This is a genomic window from Bradyrhizobium cosmicum, from assembly GCF_032290525.1.
In the GTDB taxonomy this organism is placed as follows: Bacteria; Pseudomonadota; Alphaproteobacteria; order Rhizobiales; family Xanthobacteraceae; genus Bradyrhizobium; species Bradyrhizobium cosmicum_A.
The window spans coordinates 185,982-200,567 of the sequence record NZ_JASXTA010000011.1; the positions used below are offsets into that span (position 1 = coordinate 185,982).

Annotated in this window: 13 protein-coding genes; 6 read left to right on the top strand and 7 right to left on the bottom strand. The window is 58.5% G+C overall.

The window, feature by feature from the left end; all coding sequences use genetic code 11:
- Positions 1–9 precede the first annotated feature (9 nt).
- Positions 10–1,674 (bottom strand): peptide ABC transporter substrate-binding protein, encoded by a 1,665-nt coding sequence (locus QSV46_RS21005; protein ID WP_314955716.1) that lies wholly within the window; start codon positions 1,672–1,674, stop codon positions 10–12.
- Positions 1,671–3,374 carry an ABC transporter ATP-binding protein gene (locus tag QSV46_RS21010; protein WP_314955718.1) on the bottom strand — a complete coding sequence of 568 codons (1,704 nt, stop codon included), beginning with the start codon at positions 3,372–3,374 and terminating at the stop codon, positions 1,671–1,673. Before QSV46_RS21010 ends, QSV46_RS21005 begins: the two co-directional genes overlap by 4 nt.
- Between QSV46_RS21010 and QSV46_RS21015 the strand changes: the two genes are divergently transcribed.
- The 4 genes from QSV46_RS21015 to QSV46_RS21025 all read left to right on the top strand — a co-directional run bounded on the left by QSV46_RS21015 (position 3,375) and on the right by QSV46_RS21025 (position 6,045).
- Positions 3,375–3,779 (top strand): hypothetical protein, encoded by a 405-nt coding sequence (locus QSV46_RS21015; protein ID WP_314955721.1) that lies wholly within the window; start codon positions 3,375–3,377, stop codon positions 3,777–3,779. It abuts the gene before it with no gap.
- A 347-nt stretch (positions 3,780–4,126) separates the two neighbouring features.
- Positions 4,127–4,915 (top strand): FAD-dependent oxidoreductase, encoded by a 789-nt coding sequence (locus tag QSV46_RS41425; RefSeq protein ID WP_409997190.1) that lies wholly within the window; start codon positions 4,127–4,129, stop codon positions 4,913–4,915.
- Between the two features lie 136 nt (positions 4,916–5,051).
- Positions 5,052–5,453 (top strand): NAD(P)/FAD-dependent oxidoreductase, encoded by a 402-nt coding sequence (locus QSV46_RS41430; RefSeq protein ID WP_409997191.1) that lies wholly within the window; start codon positions 5,052–5,054, stop codon positions 5,451–5,453.
- Between the two features lie 115 nt (positions 5,454–5,568).
- A complete protein-coding gene (locus QSV46_RS21025) occupies positions 5,569–6,045 on the top strand; it encodes an Lrp/AsnC family transcriptional regulator (protein WP_018453188.1) in 477 nt (158 codons plus the stop codon).
- Positions 6,046–6,138: 93 nt separating this feature from the next.
- Here the strand turns inward: QSV46_RS21025 and QSV46_RS21030 are convergent, their stop codons facing one another.
- Positions 6,139–7,491, bottom strand: coding sequence for an aspartate aminotransferase family protein (locus QSV46_RS21030; protein ID WP_314955740.1), 1,353 nt, complete (start codon positions 7,489–7,491; stop codon positions 6,139–6,141).
- 313 nt (positions 7,492–7,804) lie between these two features.
- Between QSV46_RS21030 and QSV46_RS21035 the strand changes: the two genes are divergently transcribed.
- On the top strand, positions 7,805–8,494 hold the full coding sequence (locus tag QSV46_RS21035; protein WP_314955916.1) for a haloacid dehalogenase type II: 690 nt from the start codon (positions 7,805–7,807) through the stop codon (positions 8,492–8,494).
- 238 nt (positions 8,495–8,732) lie between these two features.
- Here QSV46_RS21035 and QSV46_RS21040 read toward each other — a convergent pair whose 3' ends face one another.
- From QSV46_RS21040 to QSV46_RS21050, 3 genes are all read right to left on the bottom strand, one after another.
- Positions 8,733–10,190, bottom strand: coding sequence for an NAD-dependent succinate-semialdehyde dehydrogenase (locus QSV46_RS21040; protein WP_314955742.1), 1,458 nt, complete (start codon positions 10,188–10,190; stop codon positions 8,733–8,735).
- A 281-nt stretch (positions 10,191–10,471) separates the two neighbouring features.
- Complete coding sequence (locus QSV46_RS21045; protein ID WP_314955745.1) at positions 10,472–10,828, bottom strand: cupin domain-containing protein; 357 nt, start codon at positions 10,826–10,828, stop codon at positions 10,472–10,474.
- Between the two features lie 14 nt (positions 10,829–10,842).
- Positions 10,843–11,766, bottom strand: a complete 924-nt coding sequence (locus tag QSV46_RS21050) for a glyoxylate/hydroxypyruvate reductase A (protein ID WP_314955748.1) — start codon at positions 11,764–11,766, stop codon at positions 10,843–10,845.
- A 278-nt stretch (positions 11,767–12,044) separates the two neighbouring features.
- Here QSV46_RS21050 and QSV46_RS21055 point away from each other — a divergent pair, with 278 nt between their 5' ends.
- Entirely contained in the window at positions 12,045–12,923 is an 879-nt protein-coding gene (locus QSV46_RS21055; protein ID WP_314955751.1) for a GNAT family N-acetyltransferase, read from the top strand.
- Positions 12,924–13,729: 806 nt separating this feature from the next.
- Here QSV46_RS21055 and QSV46_RS21060 read toward each other — a convergent pair.
- Positions 13,730–14,029: an antibiotic biosynthesis monooxygenase gene (locus QSV46_RS21060; RefSeq protein WP_314955754.1), complete on the bottom strand. Its 300-nt coding sequence runs from the start codon at positions 14,027–14,029 to the stop codon at positions 13,730–13,732.
- Positions 14,030–14,586: the final 557 nt, after the last annotated feature.

Sequence of the window (14,586 nt, forward strand, 5' to 3'; positions counted from 1 at the left end):
GGCACTACATCAGCTCGCCCAATACCAAGCCAGCGCGTTCCAGGACTCCGTGCGTGTGTTGCCGTTCGGCACGACGCCCGAGATGCCTTTCTTGTTACCCTGGACCGCATTGCTCTGGTACAGCGGAAGGAAGGGCAGGTCGCGACGGACGAGCTCTTGCACCCGCTGGTAGATCGAGCGGCGCGCTTCGGGATCGAAAGTGCGAGCCCCCTTGTCGAGCAAGGCGTCGACCTCTGGATTTGAATACTGCGCATTGTTCGAACCACGGCCGCCCTTGGCTGCGATCGAACGCGAGTGCAGGCGATTGGTAACATCCGGGTCGGCGCCGATCAGATACGTGCTTCCGACTATCACCGAATCGAATTGCGATTGCTGCCAGAACTCGCCCCACATCACGGCGGCGGGCAAGTTCGATATCTTCATCTCGACGCCCAGCTGAGCAAAAGTCTGCTGCAAGAACTGCTGCGCTTGCTCGCGAAGTGGATCGCCTGACGTGGTCGAGTTGGCGAAGGACAGACGGACGCCGCCTTTGGCACGAATGCCATCCCGTCCGGGCAACCAGCTGGCCTGATCGAGGATCTTGCGCGCTCGATCCAGATTGTATTCGTGTGCCGGCAGATTGGCGTTATGGTACAAGGACTGCTTCGGCATGAAGGTCTCTGTCGGGGTCGGTACTCCGTAATAGAGCCCCTGGATGATCGCCTCCTTGTCGATCGCCGCATAGAGCGCTTCGCGAACAACAACTTCCTTGAATTGCGGACGTTCGAGGTTCAGGTAAAAGGACTCGAATGCGGTCCTTGGGACCAGTGTCACCACGCGGTTCGGCAGCGTCTTGGCTTCCCCGTAGTGGTCGGGGGTGATGTACGGCTGACCCACGAGATCGATGTCGCCGCTCTTGAACTGGGTGTAGAGAACGGTGAGATCGGGAATGTATTTGAAGATTAGTCTCTCGATCTGAGGGCCTTCTCCGAAATAATCGGGATTAGCCACGAGCACGAGATGATCGCCGGCGACTCGCTGGCCCCACTTGAAGGGGCCGGTGCCGACCGGCGCCTGGTTGAAGGCGGCGTTGTTCGGATTGGCCTCCTTCTCCAGAATATGCTTGGGCACGATGAAGGTTTCGGTCAGGAACGACAGATATGGCGCAAAGGCCTCCTCCATTCGCCACGTGATCTCGGTGGGCGAGACCACCGTGATGTCGCGCACAAGCGCATGGCCGGCCGTGCGCCAGCTGCGGAAGCTGGGGTTCGTGATCAGTTCGAGAGTGAACTTCACGTCCTCGGCGCTAAAGGGTTTGCCGTCGTGCCAGCGGACATTGTCACGCAGACGGATGCGCCATTTGAGACCGTCCTCCGAAATGCCGCCGTTCTTTTGGTTTGGCACTTCGATGGCAAGGTTGGGCTTAATTACGCCTTGAGGATCGATGCGGAAGAGCGCATCGAAAACCGAAAAATGCACACCGTCATCGACCTCAATGTGCACCATCAGCGGATTGAAGACGGTCGGCTCCTGTCCAAGTCCGACGATGACGCGACCTGTCGGTTTGGCGGGAGCCTTCTGAGCGAAGGCGGGCTTACCGAACAGACCTGGTGCAGCGAGGCCGGCAGCCCCGGCCACCATCAATCGAAGTGCATTGCGCCGCGAATAGCTCGATCCACAATAAGCTTCCGTCATAGCCGCTCCTCGTTCTCGGGTACGTCCCGCCAGTATTCATTGACTCCCGCGAGCGCGCGCGCACCTTTTGGCTGCTCGCCGGGGATGGCAGCGACGAGTTCGCGCGTGTAGGCGGATTTCGGGTCCAGGAAGATCTGCGACGGCGGTCCGCGCTCGACGATCTTTCCTCGATGCATGACGGCGATCTCATCGCAGATCTGGCTGGCAACGCGCAGGTCATGCGTGATGAAGATCATCGATACGCCGGTCTCCCGCTGAATCTGATCCAGCAGCTTCAGGATTTGGGCCTGGATCGAGACATCAAGCGCGGACACGGCTTCGTCGGCGATCAGCAGTTGTGGTTTGAACATCAGCGCCCGGGCGATGCCGACGCGCTGGCGCTGCCCACCGGAGAATTCGTGCGGATAGCGGTCAAAGGCGCCTGAATCCAGGCCAACATGGGACAGAAGCTCCCGCGCCCGCTCACCAGCCTCTCTGTGCGGCACGCCATGCGCGACCGGCCCGACTGTGAGAATTTGCCCGACCGTCGAGCGCGGGTTGAGCGACGCAAAAGGATCCTGGAAGATCATCTGGATTTTTGGCCGCAGCGGCCGAAACTCGGCCTCGGTAAGCCGGGCGACGTCACGGCCTTCGAAGAGAATCGAGCCACCGTCGCTCTCCATGAGCTTGATCAGCAGCCGGCCGAGCGACGATTTGCCCGAACCGCTTTCTCCGACAACACCTAGCGTGCGGCCCTGCGTGAGATCGAACGAGACACCATTGACCGCAGGCACGATGCGCTGCGTACGGAAAAGCGAACTACCGCTGCGATAGGTCTTGACCAGACACTCGACCTTCAGGATTGACGCCCTGTCGGCGGCTTCCAGGGGATTGCGGTCCTTGCCGGTCAAGTGCGGCACGGCCGCGATCAGGCGGCGCGTATAGAGGTGACTGGGCGACTTGAGCACCTGCTCGGCACTGCCTTGCTCCACGCAATGACCCTTCTCCATCACCACAACGGAATCGGCAATCTCCGCCACGACTCCAAAGTCATGGGTGATGAACATCACGCTCATGCCCTTGCGGCGCTGAATGTCGCGGATCAGTTTGAGGATCTGCGCCTGCGTCGTCACGTCGAGTGCGGTCGTCGGCTCATCCGCAATCAGGATCGCGGGCTCAAGAGCCAGAGCCATGGCGATCATCACCCGCTGCCGCTGCCCGCCCGAAAGCCGGAATGGATACTGAAGATACATGAGTTGCGGGTCGGGAAGGCCGACCTCAACCAACAAGTCTATGGCGCGGCTGCGACGGGATTTCGGCGTCCCAACGTCGTGCGCCGCCATGACCTCCTCGATCTGCGCGCCCACGGTCATCAGCGGATTGAGCGCTGAGAGCGGGTCTTGAAAGATCATGGACACGACGCGGCCGCGAAGGCTGCGGAGCTTATCGGGCGAAATGGCTACGATGTTGGTCCCATTCAGTTCGATCGAACCCGAGGCAACACGTATCGCCTTGGGCAGAAGCCCCATGATCGCATTGGCTGTGACCGACTTGCCCGATCCGGACTCTCCAATGATGCACAGGATCTGACCGCGCTTCAAATCAAAGGAGACGTTCTCGACGGCATGCGCCCGCTCCATCCCGGCCGGCAAGCTCACGGTCAGGTCGCGCACCGAGAGTGCCACATCTTCCGAAGCTACAGCCTGAGAGGCAGAGGCCATTTGAACAGTCTCCCCTTTCAACAGCATTGGGTCGTTCTGCTGCGGATTGGCTCTTCGGCCATTGTTGCCGCCGCGACGCTCGGACGGGTCGAAAATTCGCCGCTCATTTTGCCATTCCCTGATCGGAGACTGCGACTGATTTTGAGCTTTGTGCTCAACGGGAAAAGCGGTCACGGCCAAAGCATCGGACGAGTGGCCAACTCGATCACTGAATCGAAGTTCGTGGAGCTATCAGTGCCGTTCAGCTTGATTGCTCTTGTGAAGGTCTGCTCACGGACAAGGCTCATCCAGCTTCCCTTAGAACTTCTGCCATTGATCGGCATTGATCCGGCATGTAACGAGTTTGACTGCTTCAATGGCCCCGGAGTCGCCGAAACGCGCCTTGCGGGCAGCACGAAGTTCTGAAAACGAAGTGCCATTTGGCATTTCAGTCTGCGCCGCCAACGTCGGAGATCAATTGCCCGAACTGGACCAGATTGAGATTGCCGCCGCGACGAGAGAACTCTCAGGCGGCCTGCCTTTTACGCACAAGAGCACTGTCGTTGTGCACGGCACGTCTAACACACGCGCTCGAAGCGCTTGTGAACTTTGTACATTGGCGAGTGAGGTGGGCGCGCGCAACGTGCTCTCGCAATAATAGCTTGAACAGAAGTCGGCAAACCGCAGAATATTCCGTCCAATCACAAATTCCCGCAGAGCACCTGCCGCGAATGCTCAGCTACGATAGGTCAAACGCCGGGAGTCCTCGCCCCATGAGTGCGCCGCTCATCCATATTGAATCAAGCCCGTCTCTGCCTCAAGAGGCCGACGTCGTCGTGATTGGCGGCGGCGTGGTGGGCGTGTTCACGGCTTACTATCTCGCCCGCCGCGGCGTTAAGGTCGCCTTGCTCGAAAAGGGGGCGTGTCGCCGCCGAGCAGTCCAGTCGCAATTGGGGATGGTGTCGTCAACAGAATCGCGACGCGCGCGAGCTGCCGATCGCCACCAAGAGTCTCGATCTTTGGGAGAGAGTAACACAGGAGACCGGGGAAGACACGGGTTTCCGCCGCTGCGGGCTTCTCTATCTCTCGAACGACGAGAGCGAGCTGACCGGCTGGGCGAGGTGGCGCGATTTTGCAAAGACGGTCGGCGTTACGACACACATGTTGAGCACGAACGAAGCGAGCGAGAGAGGCAAAGCGACCGGCCGCAAATGGAAAGGCGGCGTATTCTCTCCAACCGACGGAACGGCAGACCCTTCGAAGGCTGTGCCCGTGATCGCGCGTGCGATGATGGCGACGGGCGGCACGGTGCACCAGCACTGCGCCGCTCGCGGCATAGAGCTCTGTGCCGGCCGGGTGAGCGGCGTCGTGACCGAAACGGGCACAATCCGGACCAACACGGTGGTCATGGCAGGAGGGGCCTGGGCCTCCTCGTTCTGCAACCAACTCGGCATTCGCTTCCCGCAGGCGTCCGTGCGCCAGTCCATTTTCGCCGTGGCTCCTGGCGCGGCGGGTCTGCCCGACGCCCTGCACACTGCAGCCGTGTCGCTCACGCGGCGTAGCAGCGGCGGGTACACGCTGGCAATAAGCGGGCGCGCGCGAGTCGATCCAACGCCGCAGCAATTCAGGTTCGCCCGTGAATTCGTGCCGATGTTTGCTCGCCGCTGGCGCAGTCTCGCCCCTGGAGCCTTCGAGGGCATGCGCCAAGGTCATGAATCCTTTGTAAAGTGGGCGCTCGATGAGACGACCCCGATGGAGCTGAACCGGACACTCAATCCCCGTCCCGACATGCGGCAGATTCGGTTGACACATCAACGAGCTTGCGAATTGCTGCCTGAACTCCGTCGCGTCGCAATCTCCAATGTCTGGGCCGGCTATATTGACAGCACACCGGATGGCGTTCCCGCAATCGGTGAGGTGGGGGCGATTCCGGGCTTTATCCTTGCGGCCGGTTTCAGCGGCCACGGTTTCGGGATTGGCCCCGGCGCGGGGCACCTGATCGCCGACATCATTGCTGGTACCGCGCCGATCGTCGACCCGCATCCATACAGGCCGGAGCGGCTGAAAACGGGTGCCTGGGGCAAGGTCGCCGAGTTCTGAAGAGCAATCTTTCCGCCCGGTGGGAAAGGATGCTGGTTGGTGCTATGACAGTACGTATGACTCTGAAGCCTCCAAGCCTTGACGCCGCTATGGCTCCCATCTCATGGCATTGCCTATGAAGCTCGATAAGATCGACATCAGGATTTTATGCGAACTGCAGAAGAACGGGCGGACTTCCAACGTCGAGCTCGCGGAGCTGATAAACCTTTCCCCGAGCCCGTGCCTGATGCGCGTCAAGAGGCTCCAGACGGAGGGCTTCATCACCGGCTATTCCGCCCAGATCGACGTTTCCAAGCTCGGACAAACTCTGACTGTGTTCGCCGAGATCACGCTCAAAAATCATCGCCAGATCGATTTCGCGCGCTTTCTCACGACTATCGAAAAGATAGATTCGGTCGTCGAATGCCATCTGGTTTCGGGCGGATATGACTACCTGGTGAAGTTTATCACAGCGGGAATCAGCGAATATCAGGCACTGATGGAACGTCTCGTCGAGATGGATATCGGAATCGACAAATACTTCAGCTTTGTCGTGCTGAAGTCCCCGATCGTGAAATCCCATCTGCCTCTCGAAAGCATATTCAATAGCTGAAGAACAATCCTCTACCTCGGTGGGCACGGGCAGATCGCCGGGCCGCGCTGCGGCTCAGGCTTTTTGCTGGTCTCGGAACGACAGGCGCAGTGATCATCCTTTCATCGCCGCGCGGACGAGCGTCATGCGAGTCCGTTCGATGATGCCGTCGATGTCCGCATCCGTGCAGCAGAGCGGCGGCGCAAAACCCAGCACGCCCTGGGCAAAGGCGCGGATGACGAGACCGTTGTCCCATGCGCGGTCGAAGATGCGGCGCGCGGCGTCAGCTTCCGCCGGCAGGGGCGTCTTGCGCTCCTTGTCCGTGACGAGCTCGATTGCGGCCAGCATGCCGCGACCACGGACATCGCCGACAAGTGGATGATCGGCAAGCGCGCGAAGGCCCTCCATCAGGCGGTGCCCGGCCTTCCGGCCGTTTGCCAACAACCCATTTTCGTAAAGATCCAGGCACGCGAGCCCGACCGCTGCACTGACGGGATGTGCGGAATAGGTGTAGCCGTGGCCGACGGCCGTCTTGCCGGCTCCGTCCGCAATCGTGTTGTAGACGCGGTCGGACATGAAAACGGCTCCCATCGGCACATAGCCCGACGTCAACCCTTTTGCGGTGGTCATGAAATCCGGCACGACGTCGTCTTCTTCGCAGGCGAAAAATGGGCCGACACGACCAAACCCAGTGATGACCTCATCGGCAACGAACAAAATATCGTTCTCCTTGCAAACAGCGTGCATGGCTTTCAACCAAGACGGCGGTGGCACGAGGACGCCCCCTGATCCCTGAATTGGCTCGACGTAAAAAGCCGCAATGCGATCTGCGCCAAGTTCGGCGATCTTGGCTCGCAGGGCCGCGACCGACGCAGCAATTATAGCCTGAGGATGGGAACCGACAGGATTCCGATAGGCATAGTGCGACGGAATCTTGTGCTGCCAGCTATAAGGTACCCCAAAGCCCGCATGAAAGGCGGGGATCGCGGTCAAGCCGGACCCTGCGGTCGACGATCCATGGTAGCCATGCTCGACGGAAATGAACTGATCCTTCTGCGGCGTACCCTTGGCATGATAATAGTACCGAATAAATCGGATCGTGCTGTCGACGGCGTCGGAGCCACCTAGCGTGAAGTAAACATGGTTCAGATCGCCAGGCGCCAATTCGGCCAACCTGGCGGCCAGCCGGATGGCCGGATCGGAGCCCAACCCGAAATAGCCCGTCGCGTAAGGCAGCTCGCGCAACTGCCTCGTGGCAGCTTCAACGATGCTGTCTTGTCCGTACCCGACGTTGACACACCACAGACCAGCAAACCCGTCGAGCAATTGATGTCCCGATGCATCGGTCAGGGTTGCGCCCTTCGCTGATCTTAACACCCGCACACCCAGGGCCTCGTGACCGCGATAGGATGAGACCGGGTGAACCAGATGTGCGCGGTCCAGCTCGATCAGCGAATTGCTCAACATTTCGTCCTCCATCTCAACCCGCAGGCAGATTAGGATATCCTGGACGGCAGTTCCTCCCAAGCCGCGGCTGGATCGGAGGAGTTTTGACTTACGTTGGTGATCGATGCCGCAGCTTATGCCGGAGCAGATCCGGCGCTTGACGATGCTGCTCAACGCGAGAGGTTGCTTGGCGCAACTCTCTGCCAAAGCTTCGATCCGATACAACACAATCTGCTTCGGCTGCAGCGAAAGCGGCGCTTTATCTTACGAGATGCTCATTATGATGCTTGTCGTACCGGCGCGCGGTGCCGAGAAGATTGGAGGATTCCACGTCATGACCAAGTTCCGACCGAAATATATCACTTTCGATTGCTACGGCACGCTGACGAATTTCGACATGGCCGGTGCGGCAAGGCGAGTCTACGGCGCCCAGCTTTCCCCCACGGCGATGGCAAGCTTCATCAAGGATTTTGCCGCCTATCGCCTGGACGAAGTTCTTGGCGCGTGGAAGCCATACGTCGAGGTCGTGCACAATTCGGTAGAGCGCGCGTGCAAGCGCAACGGTGTCGTATTTCGGCCGGAGGATGCCCAGCGCATCAATGAAGAGATCCACACATGGGGTCCGCACCCCGACGTCCCAGCGGGTCTGGCCAAAGTTGCCAGGGAGATTCCGCTGGTCATCCTGTCGAATTCCATGAAGAACCTCATCATGTCAAACGTCGAGAAGCTTGGCGCGCCCTTCCACACGGTCATCACGGCCGAGGAAACCGGCGCCTACAAGCCGCACATGAAAGGCTTTGAATACATGCTGGACAAGCTTGGCTGCGGTCCGGAAGATATCACCCACGTCTCATCCTCCTTCCGCTACGACCTGATGACAGCCTACGACCTGGGCATCAAGAGCAAGGTGTGGGTGAACCGCGGTCATGAGCCCGCGAATCCCTTCTATGAATACACTGAGGTCGCTGACATCGGCGGGCTCGCCGCCGCAGTCGGCTTGGAGCCCCTTCGAAGAAGTGCGTGAAGGCGTATGCTTTTCGGGCTGTTTCGCGGCGCGTAGACCTTCGAAAATTTCAGTAGAGACTGCTGCGTGATGAATAAAGGGGGCGATTCAACCGTCCCCTTTTCTGTGTTCGAACTATTGATCCGGCAGAATTGCGTTACTTCGCTGTTGAAGCATCATGCTGTTTATCGCGCGGACGCGGTCCGCCGCAAAATCGAAGAACTCTTCGATTCCTCTCCTGAAACCAGAAATCGTCCCCTTATTCCAACCCGCCGACATGAAGCGTTTTGATCTCGAGATATTCATCTATCCCGAGCTGGGATCCTTCGCGCCCCAGCCCCGACTGCTTTACGCCGCCGAACGGCGCGACCTCGGTCGAGATCAGGCCGGTGTTCAGGCCTACCATGCCGAATTCCAGCGCCTCGGCAACGCGCCATGAGCGCTTGAGGTTTTCCGTGTAGAAATAGGCAGCAAGACCGAACGGCGTGCCGTTTGCGATCGCGACCGCTTCGTCCTCGGTCTCGAAGCGGAAAAGCGGCGCGACTGGTCCGAACGTCTCTTCTGAGGCCAAGAGCATTTCAGTCGTTGCCTCGCCGAGCACGACGGGGCGGGCATACTGCCTACCTTCCGGCATACGTTCGCTCTGCGAGATGATCCTCGCGCCTTTGTCCAAGGCGTCTGTGATGTGCCGCTTGATCTTTTCTATCGCCGGACCATTGATCATCGGTCCGATGTCGACGCCTTCTTCAGTGCCGGCCCCGACCTTCATTTTCGCAACCCGTCTGGCCAGCTTTTCTGCAAAGGCATCGTAAATGCCTGATTGTACCAGAATGCGATTGCAGCAAACGCAGGTCTGTCCACCATTACGAAACTTCGACGCAATCGCGCCCTCGACGGCCCGGTCGACATCGGCATCATCAAAGACGATGAACGGCGCGTTGCCGCCGAGCTCGAGGCTGAGCTTCTTGATGTTGTCGGCGGCGCCTTTCATCAGCAATGCGCCGACGCGAGTCGACCCGGTAAACGAGATTTTGCGGACCGTTTCATTCGCCATCAGCTCCGTGCCGATTTCCGCGGGCATGCCCGTCACGATATTAATGACGCCCGCCGGGATCCCTGCCCGCTCCGCCAGAACGCCGATCGCGAGCGCCGAAAACGGCGTAAATTCAGATGGCTTGATGACCACAGTGCAGCCCGCAGCAAGCGCAGGTGCCACCTTGCGCGTGATCATGGCGTTAGGAAAGTTCCAGGGAGTGATGATCCCACAGACGCCTACCGGCTCTTTCAGCACCAGAATGCGGCGATCGGCAGTGGGTGAAGGGATGGTCGATCCGTTGACCCGGCGCGCCTCTTCCGCAAACCATTTTACGAAGGATGCCCCATAACGGATTTCTCCGAGCGATTCAGCAAACGGTTTGCCCTGTTCCAAAGTCAGCAAGAGCGCCAGATCCTGCTTATGCTGCCGCATGAGCTCATACCAACGCTCTAAGAGTGCCGCGCGTTCTGCATGAGTAGTCTTCTTCCAACGTTTGAACGCATCAGCTGCAGCGTTGATTGCAGCGGCAGTCTCGTCACGCCCCATGTCGGGGATAGTGCCAAGGACGTTCTGGCTGGCAGGATCGATGACATCAACGGTGGCTTTCCCAATCGCATCTCGCCAATCGCCGCCGATCAGCGCTTGCTGGCGAAGCAGATCCCTGTCCTTCAATGCAATCATCTACTTGCTCCTTTGCCTTCAGGCCAAACTTCGCCATTGCTGCTTGTGGAATCGCTTTGTGTACCTTGCCCACGAGCGCGCCTGCTCGAGGAGAGTTCAGCGAGCCTGTTCTTGGATTTGCGATCCGTAAGATAAAAGCCGTCTCATCCGAGCGATATAGGACCGCACACCGCATTTTTCATCGAAAATGAATCGCGTTACGGCGTTGAATCGGCTCAGATGCGGCCTGGAAAGTCGATTGTTCGGGCGGGTCGCATATTGGGGCAGCCTAACCATCGTGCTCAGTCATAAGCGCAGACGTAGATCTTTCGCACGGTCTCGATGGTGCGCCAGATGCCGACAAAGCCGGGTTTCATTACAAAGCTGTCCCCGGCGCGGTACGTCTTCGTCTCGCCACCCTTTTCCTCAATTTCGATAAGACCCGAAATGATGTGGCAGAACTCGTAGGTGGTGCCCTTGATGGAATGGGTTTCGCCGGGCGTTGCCTCCCAGACACCGGTTAGCAACTTCTCGCCTTTCGAAGCGTCCTGCGTCCAGGTCTTGAATGACGGATTGCCGGAAATGAGCCGTTCTGGGGCAGGCAAGGCGTTCTTTGGTGCGAAGTCCGGATTGGGATCGATAGAAATCAGAAGCGACATGACATTATCCCTGGTTAGTAGCCGAGTTTTCGATCGACAAGGCCGATCGGATTTTTCCCGGCGCGGTGGCGCCGGATGTTTTCTATGACGGATAGTGCTGCCGTATGCGGTTGCGTCACGGAGGCGATATGCGGCGTTATCATCACCTTCGGGTGCGACCAGAGTGCATGGCCTTCCGGCAGCGGCTCGGGGTCAGTGACGTCGAGCATAGCTGCCGCGAGGCGGCCGCCGTCGAGCGCCTCGATGAGTGCGGCCTGGTCGAGCTGCGGGCCGCGGCCGACATGCAGCAGTCGCGCTCCCATCGGCAAAAACGAGAAGAGTTTTGCGTTCAGGAGGCCGCGGGTTTGTTCCGTCAGGGGCAGAAGACAGACGAGAATATCCGTTCCTCTCAGGAAACTGCCCAGCTGATCGTCGCCATGAAAGCAGGTGACACCCTCGACCACCTTTTTGCTGCGGCCCCATGCGGCAAGGGGAAATCCAAAGGGCTTGAGGCGATCGATTGCCGCTTGCGCCAGCATCCCAACGCCCAGGAAACCCACGCGGCGTTCGGTCGCCAGTGGGGTGACAAGACCTTGCCACCCGCCCCTTCTCTGCTGCTCCCGATATGCGAGCATCTCGCGATGGAGCGCCAGCACGCCAAGCAGGACGTATTCCTGCATCATGCGTATGATGCCATCCTCGACCATACGCACCAGCATCACATGGTCGGGTATGATCTCGGGCACGAACTGATCGACTCCGGCCCCAATGGAAAAGAGCACCTCCAAATTGCGATAACGCGAGACGTCGTCCGACACGTTCCAGGTCAGCAGATACCGCACCTTTTCCGGGTCGATGCTTTCCCTACCCTGGTAGAATTCCAGATCGGGGAGCTCGCGCGCAAATATCTGGCGGAAAATTGCGCCCCGAGCGGCATCGGAATTGAAAAGAAACCCCATCCAGGGACCCTTCGTGTCACGCGGCGAGATGCTCGATGACTTGTTGGCGCGCAGCGAACTCGCCGGACATCTACAGCCTAGCGGCAAGCAGAAGCTTTCTCTGCCGAATATCGGTGCGCCATATGCCGAACATTTCGAACACTTGTACCAAAACAGGTGAAACCTGCTGGCTTTCCGTGCAATGCTGCGGCAAACACGTCTGCTGTCGCAACTGGGCAGCAGGTTCATAAAGCACGACAAGCCATAGACTTTGGCATTCCGCGAAGGAATGAACTGAGATGGGACGATCCGTACGCCTGAAGTCCTTCGAATTGGTCGCGCGCGACATTCGAGACGTTGATGTGAAGCTGCTCCACGCTCTATCGATTGCGGTTGGCTGGTCACATCGGCCCAAGGACTGGGATTTCTTGCGCCGCGCCGGTCAGGGCATCGTCGCTGTCGACGGCATCGGACGCGTTTTCGGAAGCGCGATGTGGTTCCCACACGGGCGCGAATTCGCCACCGTCGGCCTGGTAATCACATCGCCCCGCACCCAAGCACAAGGTACCGGCCGTTGGCTTATGGAACAGATATTCGAAAGGTGTGGGGATCGGAATCTTGCCCTGAACTCGACCGATGCTGCCTATCATCTTTATCTGTCGCTGGGCTTCACCAAGGAAGCGGTCGTGTATCAGTGGCAGGGAGAGGTCGTATCACCCCTTCCACCGATATCAATTCTGGATGGCGAATTGAGTTCGGTGTCAGCCGAAACTCTCAATGAGATTGCAGCGCTGGATGAGCGCGCGTTCGGCACGAGCCGCCGGGAGCTGCTTGCTCTGCTTTCGGAAGGTGCGTCAATCTGTGTACTGCGCCGCGACGGCAAGACCGTCGGCTACTCCATGAAGCGCGAATTCGGGCGTGGTCACGTGATCGGTCCCATTGTCGCCAGCAATGATTATGACGCGATCCATCTCACGGCCGTGCATCTTAAGGATCTCACCGGCCGTTTCGCCCGCGTCGATACCCGGGAACAGACGGGCCTGTTTGCTGATTATCTTCAGCAGAGCCGCCTCGCCATAAGCGAGACGGTCACAACCATGTCCAAGGGGCGGCGATTCCTCAACCGAAAGGAAAACGAGCCGTGGGTCTACGGATTGGCCGCTCACGCATTGAGCTGAGCTGTGAAGCAAATCGTCGATCGCGCTGGGTCCCGACGCCGGTGCGCGCCCTTATTCTACGGGGCAACGGCTTGGCGCCGATTCACAGAAATGGTTGAGGTCACTAATATGCTCTCGCCAATTTGGCCATATGAGCTCAACAAAATAGCCGTCGTGTTTGCCGATGTCGCCTCGACCTGAAGAAGCTGACGAGGGTCTCCGCCGGAAAGAGACTCGCTGGCAACGGCCTTAAGCGCGCGAACGTACAAAATTGTAGCTTTGCCCTCAATAATGGATATGGCATTTTCGGGCTTCGTAAGTAGAGCAAAACCCACTGTTTGAGCTACGGCAGGAAATAGGCCAAAGCCTCGGCGGACCACCGGACCGTGGAGAGTCGCGAAGCGCCGCGATAGATTCAAATCGGGGAAGCGCAACAACCGATACCGACCTTTGCTTCAGGTGACGATCTGAGGAGAGCCACCACTGCGTCTCGAACGCAGTGAATATCTTCTAAGTTGTTGATTTTTCTTGTGGTGCCAGATGTTTTCGTCGCGTTTTGTTCACGGTCGTTTCACCCAATTCGTTGCGATTTCGTTGCGGAGCTCTGAGAGAGAACGGCCGTCACTGTTGCATTCCGCGTCTCGTGGAGGCTGGCGTTCTCTCGATGCCTGCGGATCCAACGGCAAAGATTGACAAGTGGCGTCCGAAACCTGTCCGACGGTGCATCAGCGAAGGCGCGTTCGGCGAACATGGCAAAACTCTTCAGACGTCTTCCGTCCAACTTGCGAACGATCGCTTTGCGGCCATAAGCAGCCGTTCACGAGCAACTACACGACGGATCTGGGCTTGGACTTCGATTGGCGGATGACGGTACAGATTTGCGTTTGATATTCACTAAAGTAAGCATTTCGCCCATTCCGCTTCGCTTCCAAATGCTCGGGATGGACTCCCCACGCGTGCAGGGCCTCTTCACTTTCGAATTCGATATGCGTGAGATATTCCCCGTCCTCGGCTACGAACACCTTGTGCGCAATATACCCGGGCATGCGGGAGGCGAGTTCGTTCATTCGCTTAGTCGCCTGGAAAAATTCGCTTCTTGCGTCGCTTGCAACGCGAAACCGGAACACCGTGACAATTATAATTCAGAACTCTCCAACCTGTGAGAATAGGGAAACCATCCGCCGTTGCGCGAACCGACGTTTAAGTCCAATGGAGCGGATCCCGATCGGCGGTAGCCAAAGCTCCGGTAAAAAAGGGCCTGGCGAGTTACTGCCAGGCCCGAGTTTGGGCGCCCCAATCAACAGGACCGTCCAGGGAGACATTAGAAACAACGCTACATCGCTCTTGTTGGAACGCTATTCATTTTGGCGCCATGCGGATGCCAGTTTTTCGCTCGTTTATCGCGGACGCTTACTTCAGCAAGTGCGCTCGTTCAACCTGACGAGCACGCAGGGCTGACGAGCGTACTTGGCAAAACCCCGCTGACAAACAATACTGCATGCCCGTGTTTCGTTGTCTCTACGTGCTCGCAAGATGCGTACGCCAGGTTACTAATGCGTCCTCCGACGCAAAGCGGAAACAGCTATTTATTCACCGTCATCTGATCTGAACGATTTAATGGATGAGAAGCCCGGGCGGTTGGCTCGCAATAGCATACATGCGCTCCCGAGCCGGTTATGCTCGT